The organism is Pseudonocardia nigra, from assembly GCF_019396355.1.
GTDB lineage: Bacteria > Actinomycetota > Actinomycetes > Mycobacteriales > Pseudonocardiaceae > Pseudonocardia > Pseudonocardia nigra.
In genome coordinates this window covers 65,435-82,100 of the sequence record NZ_JAHKRK010000009.1, presented here as the reverse complement: position 1 = coordinate 82,100, position 16,666 = coordinate 65,435, and the positions used below count along the sequence as shown (strand labels likewise).

At 71.3% G+C, this 16,666-nt stretch carries 13 protein-coding genes; 1 reads left to right on the top strand and 12 read right to left on the bottom strand.

The window, feature by feature from the left end; all coding sequences use genetic code 11:
• From KME75_RS04380 to KME75_RS04370, 3 genes are all read right to left on the bottom strand, one after another.
• The coding region (locus tag KME75_RS04380; protein WP_308282544.1) for a transposase at positions 1-222 on the bottom strand (222 nt) is incomplete at its 3' end.
• Positions 223-380: 158 nt separating this feature from the next.
• Positions 381-1,385 carry an aldo/keto reductase family protein gene (locus KME75_RS04375; RefSeq protein WP_219413213.1) on the bottom strand — a complete coding sequence of 335 codons (1,005 nt, stop codon included), beginning with the start codon at positions 1,383-1,385 and terminating at the stop codon, positions 381-383.
• A gap of 53 nt (positions 1,386-1,438) precedes the next feature.
• Positions 1,439-2,452 (bottom strand): LacI family DNA-binding transcriptional regulator, encoded by a 1,014-nt coding sequence (locus tag KME75_RS04370; protein ID WP_219413212.1) that lies wholly within the window; start codon positions 2,450-2,452, stop codon positions 1,439-1,441.
• Positions 2,453-2,653: 201 nt separating this feature from the next.
• Here KME75_RS04370 and KME75_RS04365 point away from each other — a divergent pair, with 201 nt between their 5' ends.
• The gene (locus KME75_RS04365; protein WP_308282543.1) at positions 2,654-5,218 is read left to right on the top strand and encodes an alpha-galactosidase; all 2,565 of its coding nucleotides are present in this window, start codon (positions 2,654-2,656) and stop codon (positions 5,216-5,218) included.
• A gap of 109 nt (positions 5,219-5,327) precedes the next feature.
• Here KME75_RS04365 and KME75_RS04360 read toward each other — a convergent pair whose 3' ends face one another.
• From KME75_RS04360 to KME75_RS04325, 9 genes are all read right to left on the bottom strand, one after another.
• Positions 5,328-7,847, bottom strand: a complete 2,520-nt coding sequence (locus tag KME75_RS04360; protein WP_219413211.1) for a glycoside hydrolase family 2 protein — start codon at positions 7,845-7,847, stop codon at positions 5,328-5,330.
• 14 nt (positions 7,848-7,861) lie between these two features.
• Positions 7,862-8,659 carry an ABC transporter ATP-binding protein gene (locus KME75_RS04355; protein WP_219413210.1) on the bottom strand — a complete coding sequence of 266 codons (798 nt, stop codon included), beginning with the start codon at positions 8,657-8,659 and terminating at the stop codon, positions 7,862-7,864.
• Positions 8,656-9,555: an ABC transporter ATP-binding protein gene (locus KME75_RS42600; RefSeq protein WP_246631433.1), complete on the bottom strand. Its 900-nt coding sequence runs from the start codon at positions 9,553-9,555 to the stop codon at positions 8,656-8,658. The genes KME75_RS04355 and KME75_RS42600 overlap by 4 nt, the downstream gene beginning before the upstream one ends.
• On the bottom strand, positions 9,552-10,490 hold the full coding sequence (locus tag KME75_RS42595) for an ABC transporter permease (protein WP_246631432.1): 939 nt from the start codon (positions 10,488-10,490) through the stop codon (positions 9,552-9,554). Before KME75_RS42595 ends, KME75_RS42600 begins: the two co-directional genes overlap by 4 nt.
• A gap of 15 nt (positions 10,491-10,505) precedes the next feature.
• On the bottom strand, positions 10,506-11,498 hold the full coding sequence (locus KME75_RS04345) for an ABC transporter permease (RefSeq protein ID WP_246631431.1): 993 nt from the start codon (positions 11,496-11,498) through the stop codon (positions 10,506-10,508).
• A 3-nt stretch (positions 11,499-11,501) separates the two neighbouring features.
• Complete coding sequence (locus tag KME75_RS04340; RefSeq protein ID WP_219413209.1) at positions 11,502-13,205, bottom strand: ABC transporter substrate-binding protein; 1,704 nt, start codon at positions 13,203-13,205, stop codon at positions 11,502-11,504.
• Positions 13,206-13,523: 318 nt separating this feature from the next.
• On the bottom strand, positions 13,524-13,829 hold the full coding sequence (locus KME75_RS04335; RefSeq protein WP_219413208.1) for an adhesin: 306 nt from the start codon (positions 13,827-13,829) through the stop codon (positions 13,524-13,526).
• A gap of 95 nt (positions 13,830-13,924) precedes the next feature.
• Positions 13,925-14,752 (bottom strand): aldo/keto reductase, encoded by an 828-nt coding sequence (locus KME75_RS04330; protein ID WP_219413207.1) that lies wholly within the window; start codon positions 14,750-14,752, stop codon positions 13,925-13,927.
• Positions 14,753-14,801: 49 nt separating this feature from the next.
• A complete protein-coding gene (locus tag KME75_RS04325) occupies positions 14,802-16,613 on the bottom strand; it encodes an L-lactate permease (RefSeq protein ID WP_219413206.1) in 1,812 nt (603 codons plus the stop codon).
• Between the last annotated feature and the right edge of the window lie 53 nt (positions 16,614-16,666).

Here is a 16,666-nt window from a genome sequence, read left to right as displayed (position 1 = left end):
GCCATCACCTGACCAGCGGCGATGCCGGTTGTAGACGGTCTTCCAGCACCCATACGGCGGAGGCAGGTCCCGCCACGGCAGTCCACACCGGGTCCGCCAGAACACCCCGTTGATCACCTGCCGGTGATCAGCCCACCGCCCCCCTCGTCGCGGTGTCCGGTCGGGCAGCAACGGCTCCAGCCGTGCCCACTCCGCGTCGGTCAAGTCGTGGCGATCAAGCACAGAAGAGATCTACCGCAGCCGACCCGCATGATCCACGGGACACGCTCTAAGCGGCCGGTCCCACCCAGGCACCGCGGTGCAGCAAGGTGGCTCTACTGCGGTGCTATCGCAGTAAAGCCACCTTGCCGCGGTTCGGTGGGCGGCGGCGCGGCCCGGGGTCAGCTCGGGCGCGTGCCCGGCGACGCCGTCTTGGCCGGGTCGCGCTCGACGATGTCGCCCAGCGCCTCGTCCACGCGCTTGCGCACGTCGTCGTCCAGGGTGACGCCGCTGGCGCCCGCGTTGTCGGCGACCTGCTCGGGACGGGACGCCCCGATGATCGCCGCCGCGACGTTGTCGTTCTGCAGCACCCAGGCCACGGCGAGCTGGGCCATCGACAGCCCCAGGTCCGCCGCGACCGGCTCGAGCTGCTGCACGCGGGTGAGGGTCTCGTCGTTCAGGAAGCGCTTGATCATGTTCGCGCCGCCCTTCTCGTCGGTCGCCCGCGAGCCGGCGGGCGGCGCGGCACCGGGCTTGTACTTGCCCGTGAGCACACCCTGCGCGATCGGCGAGAAGACGATCTGGCTGACGCCGAGCTCCCGCGACGCCGGTACTACCTCGCCCTCGATGACCCGCCACAGCATCGAGTACTGCGGCTGGTTGGACACGAGCCGGAAGCCGAGGTCGCGGGCGAGCGCCTGGCCGGCGCGCAGCTGCTCGGCGGTCCACTCGCTGACACCGATGTAGAGCGCCTTGCCGGCCCGGACGACGTCGGCGAACGCCTGCATCGTTTCCTCGAGCGGCGTCTCGTAGTCGTAGCGGTGGGCCTGGTAGAGGTCCACGTAGTCGGTCTGCAGCCGGGTGAGGCTGGCGTCGATCGACTCCATGATGTGCTTGCGGGACAGGCCCGAGTCGTTGGGCCCCTTCGGCCCGGTGGGCCAGTACACCTTGGTCAGGATCTCCAGCGACGCCCGGCGCTCGCCCGCCAACGCCTCGCCGAGGACGGTCTCCGCGGCGCCGTTCGCGTAGGCGTCGGCCGTGTCGAACGTGGTGATCCCGGCGTCGATCGCGGCCCGGACGCATGCGGTGGCGGCGTCGTTCTCGACCTGCGAGCCGTGGGTGAGCCAGTTGCCGTACGTGATCTCCGAGATCTTGAGGCCGGAGTCGCCCAGGTAGCGGTATTCCACCGGTCGACCCTATACCGGTTCAGCACCGTCTCCCTCCGCGGCGGATTTCCGATTCATCCGCGCGGCGGGGCGGAACTGCCGCGCACCCGCAGCGCCGGAGCCCCGACGAGGTCGGCGGTGGCGCCCGCACCGGCCAGCAGGCCGAACAGGCGCTCCGCCACGGCGGCGCCGTAGGCCACGACGTCGTGCCCCATCGCGGTGAGCGACGGGTGGGTGATCCGGCACAGCGTCGAGTCGTCCCATGCCACGAGTGACACGTCCCCCGGCACGCTCATGCCCAGCTCGCTGATCGCCGACAGGCCGGCGACCGCCATCAGGTCGTTGTCGTAGACGATCGCGGTGGGCCGCTCCTGCTCGGCCAGCAGCGTGCGCGTGGCCTCGGCGCCCCCGTCGCCGGAGAAGTCGGTGTGCACCGTGTGCATCCGCAGGCCGGACCGCTGCGCCGCTGCGGCGAACGCCTCGTCGCGGATCCGGATGTGCCCCAGCTCGCGAAGGCCGGCGACCCGGCCCAGCGTCCGGTGCCCCAGCCCGGCCAGATGGCGGACGGCCTGCTCCGCCGCGCTCGCGTCGTCGGTGCCGACGCCCGCGAGCCCGCCCGCCAGCGAGGGGTCGGCCACGACGACGGCGGGCAGTTCCAGCTCCTCGAGCAGCGGGATGCGCGGATCGTCGACGCGCACGTCCACCACGATGACGGCGTCGACCCGTCGCTCGGAGGACCACTTGCGGTACGTCGCGATCTCCGCGGCGATGTCGGGCACCACCTGGAGCAGGAGCCCGTAGGACTTGGTGGTGAGCACGCTCTCCACGCCACCGATGAACTCCATGTAGAACGGCTCGTAGCTGAGCGTGGCGGGGTGGCGGGCCAGGACCAGGCCGAACGTGTCGGTGCGGGCCCCGGACAGCATGCGCGCGGCGCTGTTGGGCGCCCAGTTCAGCTCGGCGGCGACCTTGAGCACCCGCGCCCGCGTGGACTCCGAGACGCCCGGCTGCCCGTTCAGCGCATAGGAGACCGCGCCCTTCGAGACCCCGGACCGGCGAGCGATCTCCCTGATGGTCACCCGAGCCACGCGGAATCCTCCTTCGACGACGCTGTGCCCGACACCCGTCGCGGGGCCCGGCGCCCGCTCACATTATCGGCCTGACAGGCTGGTGCCCGAACGGCAATCGCTCCGCCCGCCGATTTCCGCACGAATCGCCACTGGCGACGCCGATGCCCGCTCCGGTAGCGTCGCCGGCGCTCTGAACCGGTTCATCAGTTTCGTCGTTCCGTGCTGTTCGGCCGGGACCCGTCCGCACGGGAGGACGCAGTGCTCGACGACGCGCGCATCGTGGCGTTCGCCGGGGACAGCGTCACCGACGGCGGACGGCGCGACGACGCCGGCCGCGGGCCGGGCCACGGCTGGGTCCGGACGGTGGCCGACGAGCTCGCCGCGCGGCCCGGTGCCACCCCGCGGCCGGTCAACAGCGGCGCCAGCGGCAATCGCCTCGTCGACCGGGGAGTCGGGATGGGGCACCGACCGCCGCTCGAACGCCCCGAGATCGAGGTGATCCGCCGGCTCGCCGAGCGGTGGGACGCGGTGCTCGCGCCCGCCGACCGGGAGATGTGGACGCGGGCCACCCGACCGACCTGGGCACCGCGTGCTCGCCGACCTCTGGCCGGCCACCGTGCCGTGCCCCCGACGCCGACACCGACCCCGCACCGAGGAGATCGCATGATCGCGTCCATCGTCCACCTGCGGGCCGGTGGGGTGAGCCTCGTGCTCGACCTGCCGGGCGACACCCTGCCCGCCGTCCTGCACTGGGGCGCGGACCTCGGTCCCGTGGGCCAGGACGAGCTGCGCGACCTCGCCGGCACGGTGGCCCCGCTGCTGGAGAACGCCGTCGACGTGCCGGTCCGGGTGAGCCTGCTGCCCGAGCACAGCGCGGGGTGGATGGGCGCTCCCGCGCTCCTCGGGCACGGGGGTGGCGACGCGTGGTCGACGCGGTTCGGCGCCACCGAGTACGCCGTCGACGAGGCGGGTCGCCGGGTCGTCGCCCGCGCGAGCGACCCCGCCGCGGGGCTCGCACTGGAGGTCGAGGTCGAGCTGCTCGCGTCCGGGCTCGTGCGCACCCGGGCCGCCGTCACGAACACAGCCGACAGGCCCTTCTCGGTGGAACAGCTGGCGGTCGCGCTCCCGGTGCCGCCGGTGGCGACGGAGCTGCTCGACCAGGCCGGTCGCTGGTCGCGCGAGCGCGTGCCACAGCGCCGCGCCATCACGGTCGCCATGCACCTGCGGGAGAACCGGCGCGGCCGGACCGGCACCGACGCGGCCACCGTGCTCATGGCCGGCGAGGCGGGCTTCGGGTTCGGCGGCGGCGAGGTGTGGGGGCTGCACGTCGGCTTCAGCGGCAACCACCGCTCGTACCTGGAGCGGATGACGTCCGGCCGCACCCTGCTGGCCGGCGGCGAGCTGCTGCTCCCCGGCGAGCTGGCGCTCGCCCGCGACGAGACCTACCGCAGCCCGTGGATCCACGGCACGTACGGCGTCGGCCTGGACGACGCCGCGGCGCGGTTCCACGAGCACCTGCGCAGCCGGCCACAGCACCCGCGCTCGACGCGCCCGGTCGTCCTGAACACGTGGGAGGCGGTGTACTTCGACCATGACCTCGACCGGCTGCTCGACCTCGTCGAGCGCGCCGCCGAGGTGGGCGTCGAGCGTTTCGTCCTCGACGACGGGTGGTTCCGCGGGCGCCGCAGCGACGATGCCGGGCTCGGCGACTGGTACGTGGACGAGGACGTGTGGCCGAAGGGACTGCACCCCCTCGTCGACCGCGTGAAGGAGCGCGGGATGGAGTTCGGCCTGTGGGTGGAGCCGGAGATGGTCAACCCGGACTCCGACCTCGCCCGCGCGCACCCGGAGTGGATCCTGCAGACGGGCGGGCGACTGCCCCTGGAGGCCCGCCGCCAGCAGGTGCTCGACCTGGCGCAGCCGGAGGCGTACGCCCACATCCTCGAGCGCCTGAGCAGCCTGGTGACGGAGTACGGCGTCGCCTACCTGAAGTGGGACCACAACCGCGACCTCGTCGAGGCCGGCTCGACCGCCACCGGCCGCGCGGGCCACGCCCAGACGCTGGCCGTCTACCGGCTCCTCGACGGCCTGAAGGCGGCGCACCCCAGGCTGGAGATCGAGTCGTGCTCGTCCGGCGGGGCCCGGGTCGACCTCGGCATCCTCGAGCGCACCGACCGCATCTGGGCCAGCGACTGCATCGACCCGCACGAGCGCCAGCAGATCCTGCGCTGGACCGCGCAGCTGCTGCCCGCCGAGCTCGTCGGCAGCCAAGTCGGCAGCCCGGTCTCGCACAGCACCGGCCGCACCCACGACCTGTCGTTCCGCGCGGCCACCGCGCTGTTCGGCTCGTTCGGGATCGAATGGGACATCACCAGGGCGAGTGTGGAGGAACGGGCCGAGCTCGCCGAGTGGGTGGCGCTCGCGAAGCGGTTCCGCCCGCTGCTGCACAGCGGCCGGACCGTGCGGGTGGATCACCCGGTAGACGCCGTGTGGGCACACGGCGTGGTGGCGCAGGACCGCTCGGAGGCGCTGTTCGCGTTCGTGATGATGGACCGGCCGAGCTGCTGGCCGCCCGGCCTCGTCCGGATTCCCGGGCTCGACCCGGATCGCCGCTACCGGCTCGCACCCGTCGGCCCGTCCGGCCCGCTCGCCACGAACAACGACGCCCCCAGCTGGCAACGCGGCGAGGTGACGCTGTCCGGCCGCGCCCTCGCCGCCGTCGGGATCCAGGCGCCGCCGCTGCAGCCCGACCACGCCGCCCTGGTGCACCTTCGCGCGCTCTGAGGTCCGAGCGCCGCACGTCCCCGGCCCGGAACGCCAGCAAGGTGGCAATGCTGCCACTGGACGGCAGTATCGCCACCTTGCTGCCAGGCGGCGGGGGAGGCGGGCGGGCTCAGGTCAGGTCGTTCACCGTGCGGAGTACCGGGGCCCCGGTCAGGACTGCCCGGTCCAGCTCCCCTGACGTCACCGTGAAGGTGTGGCTCTCGCCCGCGGCCAGGGTCACCAGGCCGGAGTCGACGCGGGCGGCGGGGTCGAGCCGGTCCGGGAACAGGCAGACGTCCTTGACCAGCGCGGACGCGGTGACGCGGACCTGGTAGCCGTCGGCCGTGCGGGTCGCCTCCGCCGTCAGGGCGTCGGCGGTGGGCACCAGGTGTAGGCCGCTGTCCTCGCGGAAGTACCAGAACGCCGGGGAGGACCCGGTGACCTGCAGGAACTCCGCGTCAGGCACCCCGGCCACCGCCAGCGACGGCGGCAGCTCCACCGTGACGGCGCTGCGCGCGGCCACCTCGACCGGCAGCGCCTCGCTCGCGAGCACGGGGCTCCCGGCGCCGGTCCCCCGCCGGGTCACGACCAGCTCCGCCGACCACGGGTCCGGCGAGTCGTTGTGCACCACGACCGCGAGCCCGCCGTCGCGCGGCTGGACCGTGACGAGCCGGTCGGCGAACACCCGCCGCAGGGCGTGCCACAGCGGCTTGCGGATCCCGTACCCGTCCACGGCCGCCCAGGAGATCACCGGCCAGTTGTCGTTGAGCTGCCAGACGACCGCGCCGGTGTTGCGCGGGAACAGGCTGCGGAAGTGCTCGATGCCGTACGCGACCGCGCGTGCCTGGTTGAGCTGGGTGATCCAGTGCCACTCGTCGACGTCGCGCCACTTCGGCAGGTGGTCGCCGAGGCCCCGCTCGAGCTTGCCGTTGCCGTCCGCGGCCTTCTGGTGCACCAGCATCTGCGGGCCGTGCGGGTCGAGCGGCTCGTCGTGCACCACCGAGGTGAGCGTCGACCACGCGGGCGGGCCCTGGAAGCCGAACTCCGCGACGAAACGGGGCGCGTAGTCGTGGTAGGCGCGGTAGTCCACCTCGTTCCACACGTCCCAGATGTGCATGCTGCCGTTGCGCGGGTCGTTCGGGTGGATGAACGGGCTGAACGAGTACGGGCTGCCCGCCGAGTACGGCGTGCGCGGGTCGAGCTCCGCCACGATGCCCGGCAGGACGTCGAGGTAGTACCCCGCGCCCCAGGTGCGTCCGGCCAGCGGGGCCCGCCAGTTCCACTCGACGTAACCCCAGATGTTCTCGTTGCAGCCGTTCCACAGCGCGAGGCTCGCGTGCTGCGACAGCCGGGTGACCGCCTCGTGTGCCTCGGCCTCCACCTCGCCGCGCAGCGGCTCCTCCTCCGCGTAGGCGGCGCAGGCGAACAGGAAGTCCTGCCACACGAGCACGCCCAGCTCGTCACACGCCCGGTAGAAGTGCTCGCTCTCGTAGATCCCGCCGCCCCAGACGCGCAGGAGGTTGATGTTCGCGTCGACGGCGTCGCGGACGCTGCGCGCGTAGGTCTCGGCCGTCAGGCGGGTGACGAAGGCGTCGTCGGGGATCCAGTTGGCGCCGCGGACGTACACCTCCTCGCCGTTGACCCGAAAGGTGAACGCCCCGCCGTGCTCGTCGGGGGCGGTGTCCAGCTCGACCGTGCGGAACCCGACCCGCCCGTCCCACCCGCCGATCCTCACGCCGTCGCCCGCGGTGAGCGCGACGGCCACGTCGTGGAGCGGCTGGTCGCCGTACCCGCGGGGCCACCACAGATCGACGTCCTCGACGGTGGCGGTGACGCACGCCGACACCTGCCCGGCCGCGACGACGGCCTCGGCGGTGCGCCCACCCACCCGGACCGCGACCGTGACGGCCTCGATCCTCGGCTCGTCCTCCCAGGCCAGGTCGACATGCACGTCGAGCACGCCGGTGGCGCCGTCCACCGTGGCCAGCGGACGCACCGCCGCGATCCGCACGTCGCTCCACGACTCGATCCGGATCGGCCTCCAGATCCCGGCGGTCGCCACGTCCGGGCCCCAGTCCCACCCGTAGTTGCTCGCCATTTTGCGGATCGCGTTGAACGGGTGGTGGTTGACGTGCGGGCGGGCGCCGAGCTGCTCGGCGAGCCGTTCCGCGGCGTCGACCGGCGCGGCGAACTCGACGACCAGCTCGTTGGCGCCCGGCACCAGCAGCGCGGTGACGTCGAACCGGTGGCTGCGGTGCTGGTTGGCGGTGCGCCCCACCTCGGTGCCGTTGAGCCGCACCGTGGCCACCGTGTCCAGCCCGTCGGCCACGAGCTCGTGGCGGCACCCGCCGTCGGGGTTCCAGGTGAAGTCCGCCCGGTAGAGCCACGCCGTGCGCCCGATCCAGGCCAGCGCGCCCTCGTTGGCCCCGTCGAACGGGTCCGGGATCGCGCCCGCGGCCAGCAGGTCGGTGTGCACCTCGCCCGGCACGGTGGCCGGCAGCGCGTCCGGCAACAGCCCCGCCGGGACCGGACCCGCACCGGGTCGCACCGACCACGAGACACCGGCGTCGGTGGTCAACGGGGTGGCGCGCAGCGGAACGAGGGCGGGGACCTGCGGGGAGCGGGAGGTCTCGAGGTCATCGAGCGTCACTGGGCCGATCTCCGTCACTGGGCCAATCTCTTTTCCGGGTTGGGTGAGGCGTCGAGCAGGAGCTTCGTGTACTCGTGCTGCGGGTCGAGGATGACGTCGTCGGACGGGCCGCGCTCGACGATCTCGCCGCCGCGCATCACGAGGATCTCGTCGGAGAAGTGCCGCGCCGTGGCGAGGTCGTGGGTGATGTAGAGGACGCCGAGGTTTGACTCGCGTTGCAGGTCCGCAAGCAGGTTGAGCACGCCCAGGCGGATCGACACGTCGAGCATCGACACCGGCTCGTCGGCCACGAGGATCGACGGCTCGGGCGCCAGTGCCCTGGCGATCGCGACCCGCTGGCGCTGGCCCCCGGACAGCTCGTGGGGCCGCCTGCGCGCCACGAGCTCGGCGGGCTCGAGGCGGACCCGCTCCAGCAGGCCGTGGACGAGCCGCTCGATCTCGTCGGCCGATCGCCCCCTGCCGTGCAGGCGCAGCGGCCGCTCCAGGTGGTGGGCGACCGTGTGGAACGGGTTGAGCGACGCGAACGGGTCCTGGAACACCATCTGCACGTTCTTGCGGTACTCGCGCAGTGCCCGGCCGTGGCGGCCGATCGGCTTCCCGTCGAGGAGGATCTGCCCCGACGTGGGCCGCTCCAGTTGCATGAGCAGCTTCGCGATCGTCGACTTCCCGCTCCCGCTCTGACCGACGAGCGCGACGGTCCTGCCCGACTCCACAGTGAGGCTCACGTTCTGGACGGCCGCGAGCGTCTGCCCGCGCCGGCCGCCCCGCAGCCGGTACTCCTTGACGACGTCGCGCAGCTCCAGGGTGGTCACCGCGACGCCACCTCCTCGGCGTGGACGCGCACGCGGTCGAGCTCCTCGAGCCTCGTGTCGGCCCCGCCGCGGACGAACTGGCCGCGATCGCCGGTGAGGCTGGGGAACGAGGCGAGCAGCTGCTTCGTGTAGGCGTGCTGCGGGCGCAGGTAGACGTCCGCGGCCGCGCCCAGCTCGACGATGCGGCCCTCGCGCATCACGGCGATCCGGTCGCTGATCTCGAGCAGCAGCGGCAGGTCGTGGGTGATGAAGACGACGGCGAACCCGAGCTCGGCCCGCAGTCGCGTGATCTCCCGCAGGATCTCCCGCTGCACCACGACGTCGAGCGCCGTCGTGGGCTCGTCCATGATCATGACCTCGGGTCCGAGCGTCATGGCCATGGCGATCATGACCCGCTGCCGCATCCCGCCGGACAGCTCGTGGGGGTAGGACGACAACCGGACCCGGTCGACGCCGACGCGCTCCAGCAGGTTGCCTGCGAGCTTCCGGCGCTCCTGCCTGCCCATGCCCGGCCGGTGCGTCGTGAACACGTCCTCGAGCTGGGCGCGGATGTCGATGACGGGGTTGAGCGAGTTCATCGCCCCCTGGAACACCATCGAGATCCTGTCCCAGCGGACCGCCCGCAGCTGCTCACCCTGCAGCGCGGCGAGGTCGAGCGCGATGCCGTCGCGGCCGGAGAAGACCATCCGGCCCGAGGAGATCACCGCGGGCGGCTTGAGCAACCGGGTGATCCCGTAGGCGAGCGTGCTCTTCCCGCAGCCGCTCTCCCCGGCGAGGCCGAGGATCTCGCCACGACCGAGCGTGAGATCGACGTTCCGGACCGCGTGGACGGTCTTCTCGGCCAGGTAGTCGATGCTGACGTTCTCGAGCGTCAGCACGGGGTCAGCGATGTTCATCGCGCCTCCTTCGTCCTGCGCCGCCGGACGGCCGAGGCGCCCTGGTTGCGCAGCTTGGGGTTGATGATCTCGTCGATCGCGAAGTTGATCATTGCGAGACCGGCGCCGAACAGCGCGATGAGCAGGCCGGGCGGGACGAACCACCACAGCGCCCCGAGCCGGAGCGCGAGCCCGTTGCCGGCCCAGAACAGCATGGTTCCCCAGGTCCAGGAGTTGCTCGCCCCGAGGCCGATGAACGCGAGGCCGGCCTCGCCGAGGATCGCGCCGATCACCGCGAAGATGAACATCGACGCCAGCAGCGGCACGAGGTTGGGCATGATCTCCACGAACAGGATCCGCCAGGTCCGCTCCCCCGCCACGGGCGAGGCCAGCACGTAGTCACGGCTGCGCACGCTCAGCGTGACCGCGCGCAGCACGCGGGCGGCGCCGGCCCAGCTCGTGACCGCCAGCACGAGGGAGATGAGCAGGATGCCCTTCTGCTGCACGTAGCTCGAGATGACGATCACGAGCGGGAGGCCCGGGATGACCAGCATGATGTTGCTGAACAGCGAGAAGCCCTCGTCGACCCAGCCGCCGACGTACGCCCCGATGATCCCGAAGACGGCCGAGAACAGGATGGCGAGCACGCCGACCGTCAAGCCGATGATCAGCGACCCACGGGTGGCGTGGGCGAGCTGGGCGAAGACGTCCTGCCCGGTCTGGGTGGTGCCGAGCAGGTACCCGTCGCCCGGCGGCCGCAGCCCGACGTTGTTCACCGCGTCCGGGCTGCCCACGAGGAACGGGGCAACGACGCCGAACAGCGTGATGGCCCCGCAGATCACGAGGCCGCCGATCATCATCGGGGTCGGCTCCGGCAGTCGCAGGCGCTTGCGTGTGCGGCGCGCACCGGAGACCGCGGCATCGGGCGCGACGGTCGTGTCGGTGGTGATGGCCATGACGACGTCCTCCTCCTACGCCCGGGCCCGGGTGCGGGGGTCGATGAGGCTGTAGAGCAGGTCGACCAGCAGGTTCGCTCCGAGCACCGAGAGCGTGATGACGAGGAAGATCCCCTGCATCAGCGCGTAGTCGTTGTTCTGCACGGCCGACAGCAGCGTCATGCCGATGCCGGGGTAGGAGAAGACCTGTTCGGCGACGATCGACCCGGCGACGATGAACCCGAGGGAGATCGCGAAGCCCGCGAGCGAGGGCAGGATGGCGTTGCGGGCCGCGTAGGTCGTCATGATCCGGCGGGGGTGCAGGCCCTTGGCCTCCGCGGTGACGACGTAGTCCTCCGACAGCGTCGACACCATCATGTTGCGCATCCCGAGCATCCAGCCCGCCACCGACGACAGCACGATCGTCAGGGCCGGGAGGGTGCCGTAGTAGATCGCGCTCGCGATGAACTCGCCGTTCCAGCCGGGGGTGGTCTCGTAGACGTCGTAGCCGCCGTTCAGCGGGAAGACCTGCCACACGCTGCCGAACAGGTAGAGCAGGACCAGCGCCAGCCAGAAGTACGGCACCGACTGGAACATCGTGGTGACCGGGATGAGCTTGTCCAGCCACGATCCGCGCTTCCAGCCGGCGAACTGGCCCAGCACCACGCCGAGGACGAACGAGATGACCGTGGCGATACCCATCAGCGCGATCGTCCACGGCAGGGTGTCGGCGATGGTGTCGGCGACGGTCTGCGGGAAGACCGTCACCGACACCCCGAAGTCACCCCTGGCCACGTTCCCCAGGTAGGCGACGTACTGACCGACGATGGACTGGTCGGTGTCCATGCCGAGCATGAGTTCGATCGCCCGCCGGGCCTCCGGGGCCACCGATCCCCGGGCCGAGAGCCTCGCCAGCATGATGTCGACGGGATTGCCCGGCATCAGCCTCGGCAGCACGAAGTTGATGGTCAGGGCTGCCCAGAGCGCCGCCAGGTAGAAGCCGATCTTCTGCAGGTAGAAGCGCATCATCGGTCACTGTCCGGCGGGCTGCAGGTTCTTCAGGACGATCCCGTTGTCCCACGACTTCCAGGAGGCGGGGAACGCGTACAGGTCGTCCTGGGTCGGCCAGCCGGTGACCCGGCTGTTGTTGAACTCCGTGAGGGTCGAGCCGATGATGATCGGGATGTAGGACATGTCCCGGGCGATCTCCCGCTGGATGATCGCGTACTGCTCGGCCTTGACGGCGTCGTCGTCCATCTGGGCGGCCGCCTCGATGGCCTCCTGGTCGACCACCGGGTTGCTGTAGCGCACCTGGTTGTTGCTCGACGCGCTCTGCCCGACCGGCGCGGTGGTGCTCGTGGCGTACTTGCGCGCGTAGACGAAGTACGGGTCGGTCGACGGGCCGGGACCGATCGAGTCCATCGACAGCTGGAACGTCCCGTTGGTCTCGTTGGCCGCCCACTCGTTGTACGACAGCTGACTGGAGGTCAGCTCGATGCCCACCTCCCGGAGTTGCTGCGTCATCGCCTCGATGGCAGAGATGAAGTCGCTGTAGCCGCTGACGACCTGGACGTTGAGCGTGAGGCGTTGCCCGTCCCTGGTGTAGATCCCGTCCCCGCCCATCGTCCAGCCGGCGCCCTCGAGGATCGACCTCGCCCGCGCCACGTCGGCGTTGGCCGGGGCGAGCTCGATGTCATCGGCGATCCAGTCCGCGTCGCGCTCCGGCATCAGCAGCGCGGGTGATGGCATGGCGCCGAGGTCGGCGAACGCGAGCTGGTTGAGCTGCGTGCGGTCGATGCCGTGGTAGATCGCCTGCCGGACGGCGACGTCGGTCTGCGGGCCGGTGCAGCCGAGGTCGGCGTTCGCGCACGTGTGGAACGTCGTGCTGAAGGCGGGCGAGTTCACCCAGCTCAGTTCCGGGTTGCTCGCCATCAGCTGCTGCAAGCCCGGGAAGAAGGAGCTCATCCAGTCGACGTCGCCCGCGAGCAGTGCCGCGCTGGCCGCGTCGGCGCCGGCGAGGGCGATGTAGCGCACCCGGTCGACGGCCGGCGCGCCGCCCCAGTAGTTCGGGTTGGCCGCGAGCACGTAGCTCTGCGGGCTGAACTCCGCCACCGTGTACGGGCCGGTGACCACGGGGTCCGGGTTGATGGTCGTGACGGGGTCGAGCTCGGACCAGACGTGTTCGGGCAGGATCGGGTTGTCCCCGAGGACGCTCGCCTCCTGCACGAAGGAGGTCTCCGGGAACCTCACGACCACGGTGTTGTCGCTCGTGGCCTCGGCCGTGCCGTCGAAGCCCGACGCGTTGAGCTCGGGGTGCTCGTTCGGCAGGTTCAGCGAGAACGCGACGTCCGCCGCCGTGAACGGCTCCCCGTCGGACCACGTCACGCCCTCGCGCGTGGTGATCGTGAGCTCGGTGCCGTCCTCGTTCCAGCTCCAGTCCGTGCCGAGGATCGGTTCCGGCTCGGTTCCCGCCGGGGCGGTGATGTTGTAGTAGAACAAGGGTTCGTACAGGATCCCGCGCGCCGGCCGCAGAAGCGTGGGGGAATGCGGGTTCCAGTTCTCCGCGATCGTGCCGGTGGAGCCGTTGAACACGGTGATGGTGGTGGGCTCACTCCCTCCGGCGGGCCCTTGACCCTCGGAGGAACTGCCGCCACTGCAGGCGGACAGCGCGAGCACCGCGCCGGTGAGGGCCGCCGTGACGGCGAGCCGTGTGCGACGGGTCCTTCTCAGGTGCATCAGTGGCCCCTTTTTCGAGGTATCACGACGGCGTGATTCAGGGCGCGCCAAAATCGCCCCGATCCCTGGGCGTCGGTCGCATTGCCGACGCTGCCGGGTGCCGTGAACGGCAAGTTACTGGACCGGTTCATCTCGGCCAAGACCCAGCCGTCGCTCACCGCCAGGACACGGGTCACATTGAGCGACGAGGATGCATTTTCGGTGCTTCTGAACCGGTTCATGCCGACGTCGCGAGCACCGGATGCACGAAAAGACGGGGCGGCACCCCCGACCATGCGATCGGCGGTGCCACCCCGTCGGTGGCGTGATGGCCTGCGGTCAGGCCTCGGGCTGCTCCTGCGGGCCGATGGCGAAGCGCAGCTCCTGCTCGCCCTCCGGGCCGGGTACCGGCTGGACGTCGAGCACCTTGTCGTCGAGCACCTCGGCCACCACGGGCTCGAGGAACACGCTGACGCCCTCGCCGGACAGGACGACGTCGTCGGTGGCGGGCTGCCCCGCGAGCGACAGCTCCAGGCCCTGCTCCGGGTCAGGGGCGGAGATCCGCAGCCCGCTTCCCTCGGGCAGCTCCGCGTCGGTGGTCAAGGACTTGATGGCCTCGGCCGCGAGGTCGGTGATTGCCAACATGCGGCCCGACGGTAGGCGCGTGCGGGCCCGCGCGCAGGGTGGGGCTCGACACGCCCGCGATCCCTCAGCACCGATGATCGCTCCGCGAGCTCCGCTCAGCCGAACCGGTCCGGGTCCGGCCCCAACCGCGTCCCGCTGTCCAGCTCGGCGATCGTCGCCATGTCGTCGTCGGAGAGCTCCACGTCGAACACATCGATGTTCTCCCGGATCCGCGAGGGCGTCACCGACTTCGGGAACACGATGTTGCCGAGCTGGACGTGCCAGCGCAGCACGATCTGGGCCGGGCTCTTGCCGTACTTCTCGCCCAGCCCGACGAGCCGGTCGTCGCGCAGCAGGTCGCCACCCTGGCCGATCGGGCTCCACGCCTCCGTCGCGATCCCGTGCTCGCGGTGGTAGGCGCGCAGGTCGGCCTGCGGCAGCATCGGGTGGAGCTCGATCTGGTTCACGGCGGGCACGGTGCCCGTCTCGGCCGCGAGGCGCTCCAGGTGCGGGATCTGGAAGTTGGAGACGCCGATGGAGCGCGCCCGGCCGTCGGAGGCGATCTTCTCGAAGGCCTTCCACGTCTCCACGTAGAGGTCCTTGCCCGGCTGCGGCCAGTGGATCAGGAACAGGTCGACGTGGTCGAGGCCGAGGCGCTGCAGGCTCTCGTCGAACGCCGTCATCGCCTCGTCGTAGCCCTGCCTGCCGTTGGCGAGCTTGGTGGTGACGAAGACCTCGTCGCGCGACAGGCCGGACTCGCGGACCGCCTGGCCCACACCCTCCTCGTTGCGGTACCCCTGCGCCGTGTCGATGTGCCGGTAGCCCGCCTCGAAGGCGATGCGTACCGCGTCCACGGTCTGATCCGGCCCGATCTGGAAGACGCCGAAGCCGAACTGCGGGATCTCGACGCCGTTGTTCAGGGTGATGCTGGGTACGTGGGACATAAGGGGGCACTACCCGCCGCCCGGGTAGGGCTAACGGTCGCCGGACGCCTCACTCGGTCCGGGGCCGCGCTGCGTCGGCCACCGGATCCGGCGCCGATACGCGGTCCGACACCGATTGCCGGGCGAGCCGGACGACGACGACCGCGAGCACGATCGCCAGCGCGACGAGCAGCCCGGTGCCCACGTTGAGCCCCACGCCGTTGACCAGGACGAACGACAGGCCGCCCGCAAAGAGGCAGTAGTAGGTGGTCGGGATGATCGTCTTGCGGATGAGGTCGCCCTCGCGGCCCAGCAGGCCGACCGTCGCCGACGCGGCCACCACGTTGTGCACGGTGATCATGTTGCCGGCGGCGCCGCCGACGGCCTGGGTGGCGACCACCGTCTCCGGACTGGCCCCGATGTTCTCCGCCGTCGCGAACTGGAACAGCGAGAACGTCAGGTTGCTGACGGTGTTGCTGCCCGCCACGAACGCGCCCAGCGCACCGATCCACGGGGCGAGTACCGGCCAGGCGTCGCCCGCGAGTGCGGACGCACCCTCGGCGAGGGTGACGGGCATGCTCGACAGCCCGGTGTCGTTGAACGCCGGCCCGGAGTTGATCAGGATCCGCACGAGTGGCAGCGCGAACAGCAGCGCGACGGCCGCACCGGCGAGCTGGCTCGCCGAGACCCGCCACGCGGTGCCGATGTCGCGCCCGCTCATCCGGTGCAGCCCGTAGGTGACCAGACAGGCGACGATGAAGATGAACCCGGGCAGGTAGAACGGCTGCAGCGACTCCGAGATCTCGGTCCCGAAGATGTTGTCGACGTCGATCGTGATTCCGGACAGGAACTGCGTGACCGGCGGGACGGTGCGGCTGAGCACCAGCAGCAGCGCCACCACCACGTACGGCGACCAGGCCAGCCAGATGTTCATGCTGCGGCCCGCCACCTCGGACGTGTCGGGCGCCAGCGTCCCCGTCCAGCGGTCCGACCAGCGCTCCCGCGGCGGGAACTCCCACGTCTGCTTCGGCATGAGGAACCCGCGGCTGGAGGTGAACATGACCAGGGCCAGCCCGATCAGGCCGCCGAGCAGCGACGGGAACTCCGGTCCGAGCACCGCAGCGACGAGCACGTACGGGACGGTCATCGCGAACGCGGCGTAGATCGCGAACGGCCAGACCCGCAGCCCGTCGCCGAACCGGCCCCCGAAGAAGCCGGTGAGCATGCAGGCCAGGAACAGCGGGATGAGCGTGCCGATGACGGCGTGCAGCAGGGCCACGTCGAGGCCGAGGACGTGCAGGTAGCCGGGCATGTCGAGCCCGAGCACCGACACCCGCCGCTCCACCGCCGGGTCGCCGGACAGCCCCCGCCCGAGCCCGGTGAGCACGGGCGTACCCGCCGCGCCGAAGCTCACCGGCGTGCTCTGGATGATCAGTCCGACCATCACCGCCGCCATCGCCGGGAAACCCAGCGCCAGCAGCAGCGGGGCGACGACCGCGGCGGGCGTGCCGAACCCGGACGCTCCCTCGATGAACGACCCGAACAGCCAGCCGATGATGATCGCCTGGACTCTGCGGTCGGCGCTGACCGTGGTGAAGCCGGCGCGGATCGTCGCCAGCGCGCCGCTCGCCGTGAGCGTCTGGAGCAGAAGCAGCGCGCCGAAGATGATGTAGAGCAGCCCGATCGCGATGACCAGGCCCTCCACGCTGGCGGCGGCGAGCACGGCGGCGTCCATGCCCCAGACGAGCGCGCCCACCAGCACCGCCGCGACGAACCCGATCGGCATCGCGTACTTCGCGGGCCAGCGCAGCCCGACGAGCAGAACCGCCACGACCAGGATCGGCGCCAGCGCAGCCAGGCTCAGCAGCCCGAGGTTGTCCACAGTGACGTCCCTCCGAACGCGCGACCGGATCGTCCCGGTCGGTCGCCAGGCAG

Excerpts from the sequence above, each read along its gene's own strand:
- KME75_RS04340 (WP_219413209.1), bottom strand. The coding sequence starts at position 13,205 with ATGCACCTGAGAAGGACCCGTCGCACACGGCTCGCCGTCACGGCGGCC.
- KME75_RS04330 (WP_219413207.1), bottom strand. The coding sequence starts at position 14,752 with ATGTCCCACGTACCCAGCATCACCCTGAACAACGGCGTCGAGATCCCG.
- KME75_RS42595 (WP_246631432.1), bottom strand. The coding sequence starts at position 10,490 with ATGGCCATCACCACCGACACGACCGTCGCGCCCGATGCCGCGGTCTCC.
- KME75_RS04345 (WP_246631431.1), bottom strand. The coding sequence starts at position 11,498 with ATGATGCGCTTCTACCTGCAGAAGATCGGCTTCTACCTGGCGGCGCTC.
- KME75_RS04335 (WP_219413208.1), bottom strand. The coding sequence starts at position 13,829 with ATGTTGGCAATCACCGACCTCGCGGCCGAGGCCATCAAGTCCTTGACC.
- KME75_RS42600 (WP_246631433.1), bottom strand. The coding sequence starts at position 9,555 with ATGAACATCGCTGACCCCGTGCTGACGCTCGAGAACGTCAGCATCGAC.